The organism is Blastococcus sp. SYSU DS0552 (genome assembly GCF_054050815.1).
In genome coordinates, this window is record NZ_JBJHAB010000002.1 from 285,938 (window position 1) to 304,242 (window position 18,305).

The window sequence follows — 18,305 nt, forward strand, 5'->3', positions numbered from 1 at the left end:
TCCATCCCGTCACCGCGGAGCGGGTCCCGCCGAGCGGGGGCCCGGATGGCTCCCCGGGGCGGGACGGGGAGGGCTCCGCGCAAATGGGGATGGCAATTGGTGGCGGTGTCGTCCGGTAGGACGACAATCAACACCGTGGGTCGTCTCATCGCCGTCGTGGTCTTCGTCGCTCTGCTGGTGCCGGGCGTCCTGCTGGCCCGCGCCTGGGGGCTGGCGGCCGGGCGGCGGGCCGTCGCCGCCGCGGGGGTGGAGCTGGCCCAGCCCACCCGGGAGGGGGCCGCGGTCCTGCAGCGTCAGGCGCTGCACGGCCGTCGCTGGCGGTGGCTGGGCCTGCTCCTGGGCATCGCCGGGATCGTGGCCAGCGTGGTGGTGCTCGCCGAGGCCTCGGTGTTCCTGTGGCTGCCGCTGCTCGTGGTCGGCTCGCTGGCGGGCGTCCTGCTGGCCGAGGTCACCCGGCCGCGACCGCGCTGGCAGCTGAGCTCGCCGGCCCGGCGACCGCGCCAGGGGGAGCAGATCTCGGGCTGGCTGGTGTGGACGATGCGGGTGGTGGTCGCCGCCGAGCTGCTGCTGGCCGGGTGGTTGTGGTCCTCGGGTGACCTCGGGGGTGCCGTGGCCTGGGCGGCCGTCGCCGTGCCGCTGGCCGCCTGGTTGCTGGCCGAGGTGGCGCTGCTGCGCGCCCTCCTCCGTCCGCTGCCCGCCGACGGCGCCGACGTGCCCGTGGACGAGGCGCTGCGCACGTGGACGGCGCACCTGGTCGTCGCCGCCGCGAGCGTGAGCGCCCTGCTGCCGCTGGGCACGCTGCTGCTCCGGGTCGGCCTGGACCTGGGGGACCAGATCGGCGAGGGCTTCGACGTGCTGCCCGTCGCGTTCGTGGCCGGGGGCTTCTCCGCGCTGGCCGCGGGGCTCGCGGTGGCCGCCTTCCTGCTGAGCTGGCTGCGGCCGGTGCGGTCCAGCGCGGTCGCGCTCGCCGGCTGAGATCGGCCGCGTGCCCGTCCGGGGCACCCCTGACGCCGTGTGCTTGATCACCGCGCATCCGGGCGGCGGTCGTCCCGCACGGCGCCCGATCCCGGCGCGGTCGTCACTGCTCGTGTCGGCGAGTCGACACAGTGGAGGCGCCGACTGCTGCTTCACTGCTCGTGCACCATCGCCACGCGCAGAGTGTTCGTTATCGTGTCGTGACCGACAGCCGGGGTGGAGGAACGACCGGGTGGCGCCATCGCGGGGAATCCGCCGGCCGCCGCCCGGGCCGCCGAGCGGCCGAGGCCGCTCCGGCGGCCCCGTTACCCTCCTGCCCGGGTTCTGTGACCCCTGGAAGTGTCGTGCGCCGCTCCTTGCAGCTCAGCCTCTTCGCCCTCGTCCTGCTCGGACTGGTGGGCGGGACGCTGGCCTTCTTCCTCGCCCAGAAGTCCGTCTCGCTGACCGTGGACGGGCAGACCCGGGACGTCGGCACCTACGCCGGCACGGTGGCCGAGGTGCTGGAGGACGAGGGGCTCACGCTCACCGCCCACGACGTCGTGCTCCCGTCGCCCGATCAGGCGGTGGCCGACGGCGACGCCGTCGTCCTCACCCGGGCCCGGCCGCTCGAGCTGACCGTGGACGGCGTCTCGCGCCAGGTGCAGGTCACCGCCCTGTCGGTCGAGGAGGCGCTGGACCAGCTGGGCTTCCGCACCGACGGCCTGGTGCTCTCGGCCAGCCGCAGCGATCGCCTCCCGCTGGAGGGGATGCAGCTGAGCATCACCACGCCGAAGGACGTCGTGCTCGTCGCCGACGGGCAGGAACGGGTGGTCACCACCACCGCCGCCACGGCCGGCGACCTGCTCGCCGAGCAGGGCATCGCGCTCGGCGAGACCGACCGCACCAGCCTGCGGCCGTCCCAGGCCCTGCTCAACCGCATGCGGCTGCAGGTGTACCGGGTGCAGGTCTCCGAGGTCACCGAGACGACCCCCATCGCCCACGGGCGGGTGGAGACCAAGGACGCCGAGGCGTTCCAGGGTGACGAGACGGTGACCGTCCCGGGCGTCGACGGCGAGCAGTCGACGACCTACCGGGTGACCGTCGTCGACGGTCGCGAGACCAGCCGCGAGGAACTCTCCCGCACCGTGACCCGCGCGCCGGTCGACGAGCACGTCACGGTCGGCACCAAGGCCCGCCCGACCAACCGCCCTGCCGCCGACGGCCTCAACTGGTCGGCGCTGGCGGCGTGCGAGTCCGGCGGGCGCCCGAACGCGGTCAGTGGCACCGGCAAGTACCGCGGCATGTACCAGTTCTCGCAGGCCACCTGGAACGCGGTCGGGGGGACCGGTGACCCGGCGGCCGCGTCGGCCGACGAGCAGACCTACCGCGCCCAGCTGCTGTACCAGCGCTCCGGAGCGGGCCAGTGGCCGCACTGCGGCCCCCGCCTGTTCAGCTGATCCGCTGAGCACCGCACCCGAGCAGCCGGACGGGTTGCTGGGCCCGGCCGCCATCCGCGAGCTGGCCCAGCGGCTCGACCTGCGCCCCACCAAGACCCTCGGGCAGAACTTCCTGCACGACGCCAACACGATCCGGCGGATCGTGCGGACCGCGGACCTGCGGCCCGACGACGTCGTCCTCGAAGTGGGTCCCGGGCTGGGCTCGCTGACCCTCGGCCTGCTGCCGGCCGCCGCGCAGGTGACGGCGGTGGAGATCGACCCGCGGCTGGCCGCGCTCCTGCCCGAGACCGTCGCCGCGCGCCGCCCCGACCTCGTCGACCGGCTCACCGTGGTCCAGGCCGACGCGCTGCGGGTCCAGGAGCTGCCCGGGCCCCCGCCCACCGCGCTGGTGGCGAACCTGCCCTACAACATCGCGGTGCCGGTGCTGCTGCACCTGCTGGAGCTGCTGCCCACCCTCGACCGGGCGCTGGTGCTCGTGCAGGCGGAGGTGGCCGAACGGCTGGCCGCCGCGCCCGGGACGTCCGCGTACGGCGTCCCCTCGGTCAAGGCCGCCTGGTACGGCGAGGTGCGCCGCGCCGGCAACGTCGGCCGCCGGGTCTTCTGGCCCGAGCCCAACGTCGACTCGGGGCTGGTCGCCCTCGTCCGCCGGCCGCCCCCACCGGGGGACCGGGAGGCGACCTTCGCCGTGGTGGACGCGGCCTTCGGCATGCGGCGCAAGGGCTTGCGGGCGGCGCTGGCCCGCTGGGCGGGCGGCCCCGCCGCGGCCGAGGCGCGCCTCCGCGCCGCCGGCATCGAGCCCACCGCCCGCGGTGAGCAGCTCTCCCTCGCCGACTTCGCCCGGCTGGCCGGCACTGGAGCGGTGCAGCCGTGAGCGGCCGGGACGCGGTGGTCGTCCGGGCGCCGGCGAAGATCAACGTGCACCTGGGCGTGGGACCCCTGCGCGCCGACGGGTTCCACGCGCTGCAGACCGTCTACCTCGCCGTGTCGCTGCACGACACCGTCACCGCGCGGCCGGGCGAGGGGCTGTCCCTGCGGGTGACCGGGGAAGGGGCCGGCGCGGCCGACGGTCCGGGACAGGTGCCCGCCGACCGCACCAACCTGGTCTGGCGGGCCGCGGAGCTGCTCGCCGCGCACGCGGGCGTCCGCGCCGACGCCGACCTGGAGGTGGCCAAGAGCATCCCGGTCGCCGCGGGGCTGGCCGGCGGCAGCGCCGACGCGGCGGCGACGCTGGTGGCGCTGGACGCGCTCTGGGGGACCCGGGCCGGCCGCGAGGACCTGCTGTCGCTCGCCGCCGAGCTGGGCAGCGACGTGCCGTTCGCCCTCGTCGGCGGCGTCGCCCTGGGCACGGGCCGGGGGGAGCAGGTCTCACCGGTGCTCACCGACGGGCGCTGGCACTGGGTGCTCGGCATCGCCGGGGAGGGGTTGTCCACCCCGGCCGTCTACGCCGAGCTCGACCGGATGCGCGCCGCCGGCCGGCTGCCCGACGCGGCCGGGCCGACGCCGGCCGACCCGGTGCTCGCCGCGCTGCGCTCGGGCTCGACGACGGAGCTCGCCGCTGCCCTGGTCAACGACCTGCAGCCGGCCGCCCTGGCCCTGCGGCCGGAGCTGCGCCGGGCGCTGCACGCGGCCGAGGACGCCGGCGCCCGCGCCGCGCTGGTGAGCGGCTCGGGACCCACGGTGGCCGCGCTCGCGGCCGACGAGCGGTCCGCCGTCCGGCTCGCGGCCGAGCTCGCCGGCGTCGGCGCGTTCCGCACGGTGCGGGCCGTCACGGGCCCGGTCCCCGGGGCCCGGCCGACCGCCTGACGGGAGCCCGCGGGATCGCCCCGCGGGCTCCGGAGCTCAGCTGCCGGTGGCCGCGGGCAGCCGCCGCTTGGCCGCCAGCCGCACGGGGTCGGGCCACTTGACGTTCCAGGCCCAGCCGAGCTTCTCGAACACCCAGATGGTGCGGGCGCTGATGTCGATCTGCCCGCGCAGCACACCGTGCCGGGCGCAGGTTGGGTCGGCGTGGTGGAGGTTGTGCCACGACTCGCCCGCGCTGAGGATCGCCAGCGGCCAGAAGTTCGTCGCGCGGTCACGGCCCGGGGAGACGAACGGGCGGTCGCCGACCACGTGGCAGATCGAGTTGATCGACCAGGTGACGTGGTGCAGCAGCGCGATGCGGACCAGCCCCGCCCAGAAGAACGCCGTCCAGGCGCCGGCCCAGCTCATCGTCACCAGGCCGCCGATGACGGCCGGGAGGAACAGGCTGATCGCCGCCCACACCACGAACAGCCGGTCGGTGGTGACCAGCGCGGAGTCCTTCATCAGGTCGGGTGCGTAGCGCTCCTGGCTGGTCTTGCGCCGCTCGAACAGCCAGCCGAGGTGGGCGTGGAACATGCCCTTGAGCAGCGCGCGGGCGTCGCTGCCGTAGCGCCACGGCGAGTGCGGGTCGCCGTCGCGGTCGGAGAAGGCGTGGTGCCGCCGGTGGTCGGCCACCCACTGCACGACCGGGCCCTGCACCGCCATGGAACCGGCGACGGCCAGCAGCAGCCGGAGCCGGCGCTTGGCCTTGAAGGAGCCGTGCGTGAAGTACCGGTGGTAGCCCACGGTCACGCCGAGGAGCGTGAAGAAGTAGAAGCCGACGGCGAGCCCCACGTCGAGCCAGGACAGGCCCCAGCCCCACACGGCCGGGACGACGGCCGCCAGGGCGAGGAAGGGCACCACCACGAAGACGTAGAGGGTGACGATCTCCAGGACGCTCTTGCGTCGGCCGATCGCGTTGGCCGGGAGCCCGGCGTGCGGTTCCGCGGGACGCGGAGGAGCCATGGGCCGGGTGCGGGCAGGAGCAGACAAGGGGCCTCCGAGGGCGACCGGTGGGGGATCGGCCGGCGCGCACTGGGGCCCGGCTGCGTGGCCGTAACGTACGGCACCCTGGGTGAGTCGGCGAGCCGACGGCGGGGGATCGGTCCCCACGCGGGTGCTGCCCACGCCGGCGGGGCCCTAGGCTCGTCCCGGGCGCCGCTCCCCGGCGCCCTCCGGGCCGGCACGGCCCGGGGATGGGGGATGGGGTAATCGGCAGCCCGCCGGCCTTTGGAGCCGGGAAGTCTCGGTTCGAGTCCGAGTCCCCCAGCGCAACCCGCCGACGCCGATCGAGGAGTTCCGTGACCCACGTGCAGCCGGCCCCTGCCCACGCCGCGCCGGCGGTGGCCGCCGTCGTCGTCCTGGCCGCCGGGCAGGGCACCCGCATGCGCTCGACCACCCCGAAGGTGCTGCACCCGCTGGGCGGGCGCAGCATGCTCGGCCACGTGCTCGCCGCCACGGAGCCGCTCGGCGCCGGCGCGACGGTCGTGGTGGTCGGCTCCGGTCGCGACCAGGTCGAGGAGCACCTGGCGCAGATCGCGCCCACCGCGCTGCCCGTCGTCCAGGAGGAGCAGCTGGGCTCGGGGCACGCGGCCGCGGTCGCCCTGGCCGCGGTCCCGGAACTCGAGGGGCCGGTGCTGCTGGTCAACGGTGACGCACCGCTGCTCCGGGCGGCGACCGTGGCGCGCCTGGTGGACGAGCACCTGCGGGCGGGGAACGTGCTCACGGTCCTCACCGCGGAGGTGGCCGACCCGACCGGTCTGGGCCGCATCGTGCGGGACGCCGACGGCCGGGTGCGCGCGATCGTGGAGCAGCGCGACGCCACACCGGAGCAGCGGGCGATCCGCGAGATCAACGCCGGCGTCTACGTCGGCGACGCCGCGGTCCTCCGGTCGTCGCTGGGCCGCATCGACGCCGGCAACGACCAGGGCGAGCTCTACGTCACCGACGTCCTCGGTCTGCTCGTCGGCGACGGGGCGCCGGTCGGCGGGGTGGGTGCCGAGGATCCCGACGACGTGCTCGGCTGCAACGACCGGGTGGAGCTGGCCGCCCGCCGGCGCACCCTCAACGACCGGGTGCTCGCCGAGCTCATGCGCAGCGGCGTCACCGTCGTCGACCCGCTCACCACGTGGGTCGACGTCACCGTGACGGTGGGCCGCGACGCCGTCCTGGAGCCCGGCACGCACCTCCAGGGGGTGACCTCGGTGGGTGATGCTGCCCACGTGGGCCCGGACACCACGCTGGTCGACACCGAGGTGGGGGAGGGGGCCACCGTGGTGCGGGCGCACGCGGTCGGTGCGCGGATCGGTCCGCGGGTCTCGGTCGGCCCGTTCGCCTACCTGCGGCCGGGCACCGACCTCGCGGCCGGGGCGAAGGTCGGCACCTTCGTGGAGACGAAGAACGCGCAGGTGGGGGAGGGCGCGAAGATCCCGCACCTGTCCTACGTCGGCGACGCCACGATCGGCCGCGACACCAACATCGGGGCGGCCACCGTGTTCGTCAACTACGACGGCGTGGCCAAGCACCGCACGACGATCGGCGACCACGCGCGCACCGGCGCCGACAACATGTTCGTGGCGCCGGTCACGGTGGGCGACGGCGCCTACACCGCCGCGGGGTCGGTCATCACCTCCGATGTGCCCCCCGGGGCGATGGCCGTCGCCCGGGCACCCCAGCGCAATGTGGCAGGCTGGGTGCGTCGCCGACGGCCCGGTTCGCCCGCTGCGGAGGCCGCGGCAGCGGCCGAGAACCGGACCGAGGCACCCGGGGAGGACCGGTCCGGGCCCTCCCGTGCGGACTCCGACAGCTAGGGGCAGCGAGCCGATGAGCGCCATCCGGCAGACGACGAACAAGAGCATGATGCTCTTCTCCGGCCGGGCCTACCCCGCGCTGGCCGACGAGATCGCCGGTCACCTGGGCGTGACCCCCACCCCGACGGCCGCCTACGAGTTCGCCAACGGCGAGCTGTTCGTGCGCTTCGAGGAGTCGGTGCGCGGCTGCGATGCCTTCGTGGTGCAGAGCCACACCGCCCCGATCAACACGTGGCTGATGGAGCAGCTGATCATGGTCGACGCGCTCAAGCGCGCCTCGGCCAAGCGGATCACCGTCGTCGCGCCGTTCTTCCCCTACGCCCGGCAGGACAAGAAGCACCGCGGGCGCGAGCCCATCTCCGCCCGGCTGGTCGCCGACATGTTCAAGACCGCCGGCGCCGACCGGCTGATGACCGTCGACCTGCACACCGCCCAGATCCAGGGCTTCTTCGACGGCCCGGTCGACCACCTCTTCGCCCTCGACCTGCTGGTCAAGCACGTCTGCGACCGCTGGGGCGACCGCGACATCACCGTCGTCTCGCCCGACTCCGGCCGGGTCCGGGTCTCCGAGCGGTGGAGCGACAAGCTCGGCGGCACCCCGCTGGCCTTCATCCACAAGACCCGCGACCCGCTGGTCGCCAACGAGGTCGTCGCCAACCGCGTCGTCGGTGAGGTCGAGGGCCGGGTCTGCATCCTGGTCGACGACATGATCGACACCGGCGGCACGATCGTGAAGGCCGCCGAGACGCTGTTCGAAGCGGGCGCCGCCGACGTGATCGTCACGGCCACGCACGGCGTGCTGTCGGGCCCCGCGGTCGAGCGGCTGTCCAACAGCAAGGTCAGCGAGGTCATCGTGACAAACACGCTGCCGATCGAGCCGGAGCGGCAGTTCGACAAGCTCACCGTCCTCTCCATCGCCCCGCTGCTCGCGCGGGCGATCAAGGAGGTCTTCGAGGACGGCTCGGTCACCAGCCTGTTCGACGGCGCCAGCTGACACACCGGTCCGCGCCCGCCGGTCGTCCCCTGGGAGGATGGCCGGCGTGCCGGCTCGCTGCAGACTCGGTGACGCGCAGGTCGCCGCCGTCGCCCGCTACCACTTCGGCCTGGTCGGCTCCGCGCCCGGCCTCCCCGCCGCGGAGGAGTACGAGGACGCCCAGGGCGTGGTCGTGGCGACCTCCGACGGCGAGGACCTGACCGTCGCGGAGGTGCCGCGCTGGGAGCCGCCGGCCGCGGTGGCGGCCCGGCTCCGCGAGCGTGGCTGGCAGTCCCCGGCCGCCTGGGTCGGTGCCCCGCCGGCCGACGTCTCGAGCCTGCCGCCCCGGCTGCTGGTGCTGCTGCCGGCGGCCGGGCTCCCGCCGGACTCCGCGGCGCTGGCGCAGCGTGCCGCCGCCTGGGGACCGGTCCGCACCGGGGGGCGGGAGGTCGTCGTCCTGCCGGTCCCGGTGACGCCGGAGAGCCCCGAGGTCCCGGCCGAGGAGGTCGCCGCCGCGTACGGGGCGACCCTGCTGGGCAGCGAGCTCGGCGTCGCCCCGCCCCGCACCGGGGGGCTCGTCGTCTTCTGCACCGGGCTCTCCGGCGCCGGCAAGTCGACCATCGCCGCCCGCCTGGTGGAGCTGCTGGTCGAGCGTGGGCGGACCGTGACGCTGCTCGACGGCGACGAGGTGCGCCACCACCTCTCCGCGGGCCTGGGTTTCTCGCGGGCCGACCGGGACACCAACGTCCTGCGCATCGGCTGGGTGGCCGCGCAGATCGCCAAGCACGGCGGCGTCGCGGTCTGCGCCCCCATCGCCCCCTACGCCGAGGTGCGCACCGCCGTCCGCAGGGAGGTCGAGCAGCAGGCCGGACCGGGCAGCTTCGTGCTGGTGCACGTGGCGACGTCGCTGGCGGACTGCGAGGCGCGCGACCGCAAGGGGCTCTACGCCAAGGCGCGGCGCGGGGAGATCCCCGCGTTCACCGGGATCAGCGATCCGTACGAGGCGCCGACCGATGCCGAGGTCACCGTCGGCACCAGCGGGCGGACGGTCGACGACTGCGCGCGGCAGGTGCTCGACGCGGTGCTCGGCGGCTGACCGGGCTGGGGTAACGTGGCTCCCGTTGCCCGGCGAGGGAGACGGTCCACCCGTACTCCGTGATCGACGTGCGTGTGCCCCGTGGGGTGTGCTGCGCCCGGTCGCCGGCCCGCAGACCGATCCACCTTCCGAGGAGCACATTCACCGTGGCTGACTACCGTCTCGAGGCCGAGACCCGCACCGAGTTCGGCAAGGGCAGCGCCCGCCGCACCCGGCGCGCCGGCCGCGTCCCCGCCGTCCTCTACGGGCACGGCCAGGACGTCGTCCACCTCTCGCTGCCGGCGCGCGAGTTCGCCGCGGCGCTGCGCAACGGTGGCGCCAACGCCCTGCTGACCATCGTCCTGGACGGCAAGGAGCAGCTGGCGCTGACCAAGGCCGTCCAGCGCGACCCGCTGACCCGCGTGCACGAGCACGTCGACCTGCTGGTCGTCCGCCGCGGCGAGAAGACCACCGTCGACGTGCCGATCGTCGTCGTCGGTCAGCCGGCGCCGGACGCCATCCCGAACCACCAGCTGAACACCGTCTCCATCGAGGCGGACGCGACGCGCCTGCCGGACAGCATCGAGGTCGACGTCACCGGCCGCGACGCCGGGCAGAACATCACCGCCGGCGACCTGGTCCTGCCGGCCGGTTCGACCCTGATCACCGACCCCGAGGCACTGGTCATCGGCTTCCTGGGTGCGCCCACGGCCGAGGCGCTCGAGGCCGAGCTCGCCGACGCCGAGGCCGAGGCCGGCATCGAGCGCGAGGAGTCCGCGGAGGCGGCCGAGGGCGCCGGCGAGGGCGACGTCGTCCCCGAGCCCCTGGCGCAGGGCAGCGGCGAGTCGATGGACGCCGCCGAGAACAGCAAGAACGACTGAGGCATCCGCTGATCGAGAGCACGGCCCGCAGGGGCGCCGGCACCGCCGGCGCCCCTGCGGCGTCCCCCCCGCCCGAGGGGCCCTACCTGGTCGTCGGGCTGGGCAACCCCGGGCCGGCGTACGCCGGCAACCGGCACAACGTCGGCGCGATGGTCCTCGAGGAGCTGGCCCGTCGAGCCGGGATCCGGCTAGCCCCGGGCAAGGGTGCCCGTTCCCGCGCGGTCTCCGGCGAGGGCCGGCTGGCGGGCCGGCGAGTCGTGCTCGCGCAGCCCACGACCTACATGAACGAGTCCGGCGGCCCGGTGCGCGGCCTGCTCGACTACCACAAGCTCCCGGCCGAGCAGCTGGTCGTCGTCCACGACGAGCTGGACATCGACTTCGGGGTGGTGCGGCTCAAGCGCGGGGGTGGGGAGGGCGGCCACAACGGGCTGCGCTCCATCACCCGGTCCACCGGCACCAAGGACTACCTGCGGGTGCGGGTCGGCATCGGCCGGCCCCCCGGTCGGCAGGACCCCGCCGACTTCGTGCTGAAGGACTTCTCGGCGACCGAGCGCAAGGAGCTGGATCTGCTGCTCGTGGAGGCCGCAGACGCCACCGAGCTCCTCCTCACCAGCGGCCTGGAGGCCGCGCAGAACCAGGTCCACCCCCGCGGCTGACGACCGTCGCCGGGCGTTCCGCGGCCCTATCGGGTGACAGGGTGACGCTCCGTGTTGACGCCCGCCCTGACGCGCTGTGAGGGTTGCTCTCGATCAGCACCGCTCCGTGCCGGGTTGCTTCCCTGCTCAGGCCGCCGCGCGCGGTCGACCGCAGTAGTCGACTACGGTGCGTGACGTTCGGGGGGACGCATGCTTCTGGACCGCCAGCAGGCGAGCTCGGGTGAGGTGATCCTGCCGGGGGCTCCCGGCGGGTCCGCCGCCGCTCCCGGGCGTACGCGGCTGCCCGCCCGTCGCTCCGCGCCGGCCTGGGTGCGGTCCTACACGGTGGCGCTCGTCGTGGTGGAGAGCGTGCTGGCCGCCGTCGCGAGCGGCACCGTGCTGCTGGCCCGCGCCACACCCCCTGGGCCGGGCACGGCGCTCTTCTGGGCCGCGCTCGGTCTCGTGCTGGCCTGGCCGGTGCTCCTGGCGGCCACCGGTGCCTACTCCGAGCGGTCGTACGGCACCGGCAGCGACGAGTACCGCCGTGTCGGCCGCGCCGGCCTGCTGCTCCTGGGCGGGACCAGCTTCCTCTCCTACGCCGCCGCGCTGGAGCTGAGTCGCGCGCTCGTCGTCGTGGCCATCCCTGCCCTCACCGCCGCCACGCTGCTCGGCCGGTACGCCGCCCGCACCCGGCTGCGCGCCCTCCGGGCGCAGGGCCGGTGCACGAAGAAGGTCGTCGTCGTGGGGCGTGGCGGTGCGGTGCTGGAGCTGGTCGGGCGGCTGCAGCGGGAACGCTTCGGCGGGCTGGAGGTCGTCGCCGCCGCCGTCACCCCGGCCGACCGGGTGCGGGTCGCCGAGCGCGCCGGCGTCCCCGTGGGGGGCCTGGACGACGTCCTGCTCCTCGCCGACACCTACGGGGCGGACACCATCGCGGTCACCTCCGCCAGCGAGACGGCGGCGCAGTACCTGCGGCAGCTGTCCTGGCAGCTGGAGGGCACCGGGCTCGAGCTCCTCGTGGCCCCGGGCCTGATCGAGGTCGCCGGGCCGCGGCTGCACATCCGCCCCTTCGAGGGGCTGCCGCTGCTGGCGGTGGAGGAGCCGTGCTTCGAGGGGTGGCGACGCGTCGTCAAGGGCGGCATGGACCGCGCCGTGGCGGCTCTGGCGCTGCTCGCCCTCTCGCCGGTGCTGCTGCTCATCGCCGCGGCCGTGCGGCTCACCAGCCCCGGCCCGGTGCTCTACCGCCAGGAGCGGGTCGGCCTGGGTGGGCGGACCTTCACGATGCTGAAGTTCCGCAGCATGGTGGTCGACGCCGACCAGCAGCTCGACGCCCTGCGCGCGGAGAACATCTCCGACGGCCCGCTGTTCAAGATCCGGGCAGATCCGCGGGTCACGCCGGTCGGGCGGCTGCTGCGCCGGCTCTCCCTCGACGAGCTGCCCCAGCTGCTCAACGTGCTCGGCGGAGCCATGTCGCTGGTGGGGCCGCGCCCACCGCTGCCCGCCGAGGTGGCGCGCTACGACTCCTCGGTGAGCCGCCGGCTGCTGGTCAAGCCCGGGCTCACCGGGCTCTGGCAGATCTCCGGCCGCAGCGACCTCTCGTGGGAGGAGTCCGTGCGCCTGGACCTCCGGTACGTGGAGAACTGGTCGCTGGCGCTGGACGTCGTGATCCTCTGGAAGACCGGGCGGGCCGTGCTGTCGCGCTCCGGCGCCTACTGACCTCCCCCTCGCGAGCGTCACCCGCACGGGTCATCCGGCCCCCGGAACCGTCCGCCCCGGCCCGCGAGGCGACGAAGCTCCTGGTCAGAGGACGTGGAACGGTACCCAGGTGGCCGGTTCCGCTGCACCAGGAGACGGACGGAGGGGCCATGCGGATCGCCATGGTCGGCACGCGCGGCGTACCCGCGCGGTACGGCGGGTTCGAGACCGCGGTCGAGGAGGTCGGTCGCCGGCTCGCCGAGCGGGGGCACCAGGTGGTCGTGTACTGCCGCACCGTCCCGGGTCAGGAGGCTCGGCCCGAACGCCACCTCGGCATGGAGCTGGTGCACCTCCCCGCCGCCCGCAAGCGGTCGCTGGAGACGCTGAGCCACTCGGCGCTCTCCGTGGCCCACCTGCTGGCGCACCGCACGGACGCGGCCTTCGTGTTCAACGCGGCCAACGCCCCCCTCCTCCCGGCCCTGCGCGCCGCCCGGATCCCGGTCGCCACGCACGTCGACGGGCTGGAGTGGAAGCGCGCCAAGTGGGGCCCGATCGGGCAGCGCTACTACCGCGCGGCCGAGGCGCTGGCGGTCCGCTGGTCCGATGCCCTCATCGCCGACGCCCAGGGCATCGCCGACTACTACCAGTCGGAGTTCGGGGTGCCCACGACACTGCTGACCTACGGCGCCCCGATCATCGAACCGGGCACCGGCAAGCTCGCCGAGCTGGGGCTCACCCCGGGTGGGTACCACCTCGTCGTCGCCCGATTCGAGCCGGAGAACCACGTCGACGTCATCGTCGACGGGTACCGGCGCAGCCGGGCGCGCAAGCCGCTGGTCGTGGTCGGCTCCGCCCCCTACTCGGACGCGTACACCGCACGGGTGCACGGGCTCGCCGATGGGCGGGTGCGCTTCCTCGGCGGCGTGTGGGACCAGGAGCAGCTCGACCAGCTCTACGCCCACGCCTACACCTACCTGCACGGTCACTCGGTCGGTGGCACCAACCCCTCGCTGCTGCGCGCGATCGGCGCCGGTACCGCCGTCCTGGCCTACGACGTCGACTTCAACCGTGAGGTGATCGAGGACTCCGGCCGGTTCTTCGCCAGCCCCGCGGACGTGGCCTCGCTCGTGGACGCCGCCGAGGCCGACCCGGGCGCGGTCCGCCGCGCCGGCGTGCGGGCACGCGAACTGGCCCGGGGATACGACTGGGACTCGGTCGCCGCCGGCTACGAGCAGCTCGCCCGCCGGCTGGCCGGACGCCAGGTGCCGAGCCGACGCCCGTCGGGCCGGCGCCTCCCCGAGCCCAGCTCGCTCCCTGCGCCGGTCCCCTTCCCGCGGGCGGCGGCGAGGGACGAGTCGGTGGCGGTCGGGCCGGCCGATCTGGCGTCCGACGTCATCCCGTTCCCCGGGGCTCAGCAGTGACGGCGACCCGCGCCGCGCAGCCGGCCCCGACGGGAGCCGAGGACTTCCGGACCACCGTGCGCCGCCTGTCCGCGGCACAGAAGGGTGCCCAGGGGGCGCCTGCCTACTCGCGGTTCGTCAACCGCAAGCTGGGCCGGGTCCTCGCTGCGGCGGCCTTCCACGCGCGGCTGACCCCCAACGTGGTCACGGGCGTCAGCGCCGGGTTCACCACCTCGGCCATCGTGCTGCTCGCGCTCGGGAGCCCGTCGTGGACGACCGGGGTGGCCGTCTCCGTGCTCCTCGCGGTCGGGTACGCGTTCGACGCCGCGGACGGGCAGCTGGCCCGGCTGCGCGGTGGCGGGTCGCCCGCCGGCGAGTGGCTCGACCACATGGTGGACGCGGCCAAGACCTCGTCACTGCACCTGGCCGTGCTGATCCACCTCTACCGCTCCGAGGCGGTGCCCCGGGGGGTGTGGCTGCTGGTGCCCCTCGGGTTCTGCGTCGTCGCCGCGGTGCTCTTCTTCGGCACCATGCTGAACGAGGCGCTGCGTGAGCGGCACGGGGCGCGGACGCGGGCCGAGCGCACCGACGAGCGCCCCAGCGTGCTCCGCTCGCTCCTGGTCGTGCCCACGGACTACGGCCTGCTCTGCTGGGTGTTCGTCCTGCTGGGGACGCCCGACGTGTTCGTCGGCGCCTACTCCCTGCTGTTCCTCGCCACCGCGGGCTACCTCGCGCTGGCGTGCCTCAAGTGGTTCGGCGAGATCGGAAGGCTGCCGCAATGAACACTCCCCACGACGACGGGCTGCCCCCGCCGCCCCCTGCCCCGCGGGCCGCGGCCGTCCGGAGGTGGCTGCTCCCGGCGGTGGCCGTGCTGCTCGTCGCGGCCCTCGGCCTGGTGCTGCTCCTGACGGGTGAGGACGACCGGACGAACTCGGCCGGCGCTGATCCAGCGGCCCCGTCATCGGTTCAGCCCGCGGAGGCGACGGGGTCAGCGGAGCCGACGGTCCCGCCGCCGCCCCCCACACCCGAGCCGACCGGACCGACCGAGGACGTCGACGCTCCGCCGCCGTCGTTGCCGGAGGTGCCGCTCGACGCGCCGGCGCCTGTGGGCAACGGCATCGTCGCGACGTTGCCCTCCCTGGAGGCGATCGAGGGGACCGCGGTCGGCCCGGGCAACATCGCCGGACCGGCGCTGCGGGTGACCGTGCGGATCGAGAACGGCACATCGGCGGCGGTATCGCTGTCGGGCGTGGCCGTCAACCTCTACTACGGCCCCGACCGGGCGCCGGCGTCCCCTCTGGACGACCCGTCCCAGCGGCCCTTCACCGGCATGGTCGCCGCTGGCGCCTCCGCCGACGGCGTCTACGTGTTCACCGTCCCCGCCGACGCCCGCGACTCGGTCACCGTCGAGGTCGGTTACCAGGCCGGGGCCCCGCTACTGCTGTTCACGGGAGCTGCGCCCTGAGCGGCGCCTGCCCCCCACCGGCGACCCCCGCCGCTGCGATCCGTCGCGGCGGCGGGGGTCGTCGGCGTTCCGGGGGGTGGAGCTCTGTCCGTCTGCACACGGAGAGTCACCGCTGGCTCGCCTGTGGTGTGCATAGTGCCTGGTCGTCACCTGATCGAGTGGGGTGACGGCCCCTGTCGTACGGATTCTGGTCACGCTTAGTGTTCGGCACCGTCCTCGGTGGACGGTTGCGTACGGAGACGAGCGGGGAGTCCATCCATGGGGGAACGGTCGAGCGGTGTGCCCAGGCGGGCGCTGGCCGGGCTGGTGAGCGGTGTGCTCGCGGCGGCAGCGTTCGGTGTCGGGGTGCCCGTGGCGCACGCGGACACGGCGCCGCCGGCGGTGAGCGCGACCGATCCGGTCACGGTCTCCGCCGACGCCCTGCCGACGGTGCAAATCAACGGTGTCGTCTGGGCGCAGGCCGTCGTGGGCGACACCGTGTACGCGGCCGGCTCGTTCACGCGGGCCCGTCCGGCCGGGGCCGCCCCGGGCACCCGGGAGACGGTGCGGAACAACCTGCTGGCGTACGACATCCGCACCGGTGAGCTGGTTACGTCGTTCGCGCCGGACCTCAACGGGCAGGCCTTGGCGGTCACCGCCTCCCCGGACGGTTCCCGCATCTACGTCGGCGGCGACTTCACCCGCGCCGACGGCCAGGTCCGCAACCGGATCGCCGCGTACGACACCCGCACCGGTGCGCTGGTGGAGAACTTCGCGCCCAGTGTCAACGGGCAGGTCCGCGCCCTCGCCGCCACCGCCTCCACCGTCTACCTCGGCGGCAGCCTGAGCGCCGTGGGCGGCGTCAGCCGCACCCGGCTCGCTGCGGTGTCGGCGGCCGACGGCTCGCTGCTGCCGTGGGCCCCGGTCCCCGGCACGGGCCCGACGGACGGCAACCGGATGCCGCTCTTCGACGCGAACGGCAAGGCGATCGGCGGCACGACGGACACCGCCGCCAACAGTCGGACCTCCAACGAGGTCATGGCGATCGTGGTCACCGGCGGCGGGAACCAGGTCGTCGTCGGCGGCCGCTTCTACTCGATGAACGGGGCGCGTGCCACGGCGGTCGCGGCGCTCGACCCCGTCTCCGGAGCCAACCGCGCCTTCGCCCTCAACCAGCTGCTGACCAACCAGGGTGCGCACTCCGCCGTCTGGAGCCTGTCCACGGATGGTGCGACCGTCTACGGCACGGCGTACGACTACTACGGCCCCGGCAACCTCGAGGGGGCCTTCGCCGCCGACGCCGCTGGCGGTGGCGTGCGGTTCATCGCCGACTGCCGCGGTGACAGCTACTCCAGCTTCCCGATGAACGGCGCGCTCTACACCGCCACGCACGCCCACCGCTGCAACAACATCGGTGGTTTCCCCGAGCAGGACCCGCAGGTCTGGAAGCGGGCCACCGCCGTGAGCCTCGCCGCCTCGGGCCGCGTGGGCAGCGACACGCTCGGCAACAACAACCTCAACGGCCAGCCGGCGCCGTCGTTGCTCACCTGGTTCCCCGAGTTCGCGGTGGGCACCTACACCCGCCAGTACCAGGGCGGCTGGAGCGTCTCGGGCAACGGTCAGTACCTCCTGTACGGCGGCGAGTTCCCCTCGGTGAACGGAAAGGCGCAGCAGGGCCTGGTCCGCTTCGCCATGCCCTCGATCGCCCCGAACGCACAGGGTCCCCGCGTCAACGGCGCAGTGAGCGTCACGCCCGTGGCCGCCGGCACGCTGCGGGTGGGCTGGCAGGGCGCCACCGATCTGGACAACCGGTACCTCACCTACCGGGTGTACCGGGACGGCGCCACGGCGCCCGTCGCCACCTTCACCCGTTCCTCACAGTGGTGGCAGGCTGCACCGCTGGCGTGGACCGATCGCGCGGTGCCGGCCGGGGCGCACAGCTACCGCGTCACGGTGTCCGACCCGTACGGCAACGAGGTGGTCATCGGCACGGCCTCGGGGACCTCGTCGGGAGCTGGGGTCGCACGTCTCTACGCAGACCTGGTGCACGCCGACGGAGCCACCGGCTACTGGCCGCTGGGGGAGCGCTCGGGTGCGACCGCCTTCGACCAGGGCGGCGTCGACGACCTCGGGGCGAGCGGCGGGGTCACCCGCGGCGTGACCGGTGCCCTCCGCGGCGACTCCGACGCCGGTGCCCGTTTCGACGGCACCAGCGGAACCTTCGCCACCCAGTCGCCGCGGCGTGGCCCGCACACCTTCTCCATCGAGGCGTGGTTCGAGACCCGGAGCACGACCGGGGGGAAGATCATCGGCTTCGGTGACCAGCGGACCGGGCTGAGCAACAACTACGACCGCCACCTCTGGCTCGACCCGGACGGCAGGCTGCACTTCGCGGTCTGGCCGGGGATGCCGTTCGAGCTCGTGAGCCAGCAGACCTACAACGACGGGTCGTACCACCACGTGGTCGCGACGCTCGGCCCGAACGGGCTGTCGCTGTACGTGGACGGGAAGCTGGTCGCCAGCCGCACGGACGGAATCTCGGCGCAGGAGATCCCCGCCGGCTACTGGCGGATCGGTGGCGACCGGAGCTGGTCGGGGGCCCCGTACTTCCCGGGGTCCATCGACGAGGTGGCGGTGTACCCGACCGTGCTCACCGCGGAACAGGTCGCCCGGCACCACGCGGCGGGCACCGGGGTAACGGTGGCCAACGTCCCGCCGACGGCGGTGTTCACGGCGACCGTCGCCGGCCTCACCGCCACGGTGGACGCCTCCGGTAGCAGCGACCAGGACGGGCGGGTCGCCGCCTACGCGTGGGACTTCGGTGACGGCGCGACCGGTATGGGCCCCACGGCGGCGCACACCTACGCCGCGCAGGGCACCTACACGGTGCGGCTGACGGTCACCGACGACCGCAACGGGACGGCCGCGACCGAGCACCAGGTCACCGTCCACACCCCGGAAGGGCTGCCATCGATCGCGAGTGACGCCTTCGACCGGGTGGTGTCCGGTGGGCTGGGGTCTGCGGATGTCGGTGGTGCGTGGACGGCGTGGGCCGGGGCCAGCCGGTTGTCGGTGAGCCCGGGTGTGGCGTCGTTCGAGTTGCCGGGGGCCGGTCACAACACCGGGGCTTATCTGGGTGGGGTGT

The 18,305-nt window shown here is 74.5% G+C and carries 15 protein-coding genes and 1 tRNA gene; 15 read left to right on the forward strand and 1 reads right to left on the reverse strand.

Features of this window, described 5'->3' with window-relative positions; translation table 11 throughout:
- Positions 1–135: 135 nt before the first annotated feature.
- The 4 genes from ACI8AG_RS03580 to ACI8AG_RS03595 all read left to right on the forward strand — a co-directional run bounded on the left by ACI8AG_RS03580 (position 136) and on the right by ACI8AG_RS03595 (position 4,214).
- On the forward strand, positions 136–975 hold the full coding sequence (locus ACI8AG_RS03580; protein WP_456590862.1) for a hypothetical protein: 840 nt from the start codon (positions 136–138) through the stop codon (positions 973–975).
- A 344-nt stretch (positions 976–1,319) separates the two neighbouring features.
- Positions 1,320–2,411: a ubiquitin-like domain-containing protein gene (locus tag ACI8AG_RS03585; protein WP_456595942.1), complete on the forward strand. Its 1,092-nt coding sequence runs from the start codon at positions 1,320–1,322 to the stop codon at positions 2,409–2,411.
- 34 nt (positions 2,412–2,445) lie between these two features.
- Positions 2,446–3,282, forward strand: coding sequence for a 16S rRNA (adenine(1518)-N(6)/adenine(1519)-N(6))-dimethyltransferase RsmA (gene rsmA, locus ACI8AG_RS03590; protein WP_456595943.1), 837 nt, complete (start codon positions 2,446–2,448; stop codon positions 3,280–3,282).
- Positions 3,279–4,214, forward strand: a complete 936-nt coding sequence (locus tag ACI8AG_RS03595; RefSeq protein ID WP_456595944.1) for a 4-(cytidine 5'-diphospho)-2-C-methyl-D-erythritol kinase — start codon at positions 3,279–3,281, stop codon at positions 4,212–4,214. Before rsmA ends, ACI8AG_RS03595 begins: the two co-directional genes overlap by 4 nt.
- Before the next feature lie 36 nt (positions 4,215–4,250).
- On the opposite strand, the gene ACI8AG_RS03600 is transcribed toward ACI8AG_RS03595, so the two are convergent.
- Positions 4,251–5,216 (reverse strand): acyl-CoA desaturase, encoded by a 966-nt coding sequence (locus tag ACI8AG_RS03600; protein ID WP_456595945.1) that lies wholly within the window; start codon positions 5,214–5,216, stop codon positions 4,251–4,253.
- 231 nt (positions 5,217–5,447) lie between these two features.
- On the opposite strand from ACI8AG_RS03600, the gene ACI8AG_RS03605 reads away from it, so the two are divergent.
- From ACI8AG_RS03605 to ACI8AG_RS03655, 11 genes are all read left to right on the forward strand, one after another.
- Positions 5,448–5,520: transfer RNA gene (locus ACI8AG_RS03605), tRNA-Gln, on the forward strand.
- A 31-nt stretch (positions 5,521–5,551) separates the two neighbouring features.
- Positions 5,552–7,060 carry a bifunctional UDP-N-acetylglucosamine diphosphorylase/glucosamine-1-phosphate N-acetyltransferase GlmU gene (gene glmU, locus ACI8AG_RS03610; protein WP_456595946.1) on the forward strand — a complete coding sequence of 503 codons (1,509 nt, stop codon included), beginning with the start codon at positions 5,552–5,554 and terminating at the stop codon, positions 7,058–7,060.
- Between the two features lie 13 nt (positions 7,061–7,073).
- A complete protein-coding gene (locus ACI8AG_RS03615; protein WP_456590856.1) occupies positions 7,074–8,054 on the forward strand; it encodes a ribose-phosphate diphosphokinase in 981 nt (326 codons plus the stop codon).
- 37 nt (positions 8,055–8,091) lie between these two features.
- A complete protein-coding gene (cysC, locus tag ACI8AG_RS03620; protein ID WP_456595947.1) occupies positions 8,092–9,129 on the forward strand; it encodes an adenylyl-sulfate kinase in 1,038 nt (345 codons plus the stop codon).
- A gap of 146 nt (positions 9,130–9,275) precedes the next feature.
- Positions 9,276–9,989, forward strand: a complete 714-nt coding sequence (locus ACI8AG_RS03625; RefSeq protein ID WP_456590854.1) for a 50S ribosomal protein L25/general stress protein Ctc — start codon at positions 9,276–9,278, stop codon at positions 9,987–9,989.
- 98 nt (positions 9,990–10,087) lie between these two features.
- The gene (pth, locus tag ACI8AG_RS03630) at positions 10,088–10,645 is read left to right on the forward strand and encodes an aminoacyl-tRNA hydrolase (RefSeq protein ID WP_456595955.1); all 558 of its coding nucleotides are present in this window, start codon (positions 10,088–10,090) and stop codon (positions 10,643–10,645) included.
- A gap of 189 nt (positions 10,646–10,834) precedes the next feature.
- Entirely contained in the window at positions 10,835–12,337 is a 1,503-nt protein-coding gene (locus ACI8AG_RS03635; protein WP_456595948.1) for a sugar transferase, read from the forward strand.
- A 149-nt stretch (positions 12,338–12,486) separates the two neighbouring features.
- Positions 12,487–13,737: a DUF1972 domain-containing protein gene (locus tag ACI8AG_RS03640; RefSeq protein WP_456595949.1), complete on the forward strand. Its 1,251-nt coding sequence runs from the start codon at positions 12,487–12,489 to the stop codon at positions 13,735–13,737.
- Positions 13,734–14,498, forward strand: coding sequence for a CDP-alcohol phosphatidyltransferase family protein (locus ACI8AG_RS03645; RefSeq protein ID WP_456595950.1), 765 nt, complete (start codon positions 13,734–13,736; stop codon positions 14,496–14,498). The genes ACI8AG_RS03640 and ACI8AG_RS03645 overlap by 4 nt, the downstream gene beginning before the upstream one ends.
- Positions 14,495–15,181 (forward strand): hypothetical protein, encoded by a 687-nt coding sequence (locus ACI8AG_RS03650; RefSeq protein WP_456590850.1) that lies wholly within the window; start codon positions 14,495–14,497, stop codon positions 15,179–15,181. Before ACI8AG_RS03645 ends, ACI8AG_RS03650 begins: the two co-directional genes overlap by 4 nt.
- Before the next feature lie 258 nt (positions 15,182–15,439).
- On the forward strand, positions 15,440–18,305 hold a 2,866-nt coding region (locus ACI8AG_RS03655; protein WP_456595951.1), incomplete at its 3' end, for a LamG-like jellyroll fold domain-containing protein.

Coding starts and splice junctions, on each gene's coding strand:
- cysC (WP_456595947.1), top strand. CDS start 8,092: ATGGCCGGCGTGCCGGCTCGCTGCAGACTCGGTGACGCGCAGGTCGCC.
- ACI8AG_RS03615 (WP_456590856.1), top strand. CDS start 7,074: ATGAGCGCCATCCGGCAGACGACGAACAAGAGCATGATGCTCTTCTCC.
- ACI8AG_RS03635 (WP_456595948.1), top strand. CDS start 10,835: ATGCTTCTGGACCGCCAGCAGGCGAGCTCGGGTGAGGTGATCCTGCCG.
- ACI8AG_RS03650 (WP_456590850.1), top strand. CDS start 14,495: ATGAACACTCCCCACGACGACGGGCTGCCCCCGCCGCCCCCTGCCCCG.
- ACI8AG_RS03640 (WP_456595949.1), top strand. CDS start 12,487: ATGCGGATCGCCATGGTCGGCACGCGCGGCGTACCCGCGCGGTACGGC.
- ACI8AG_RS03600 (WP_456595945.1), bottom strand. CDS start 5,216: ATGGCTCCTCCGCGTCCCGCGGAACCGCACGCCGGGCTCCCGGCCAAC.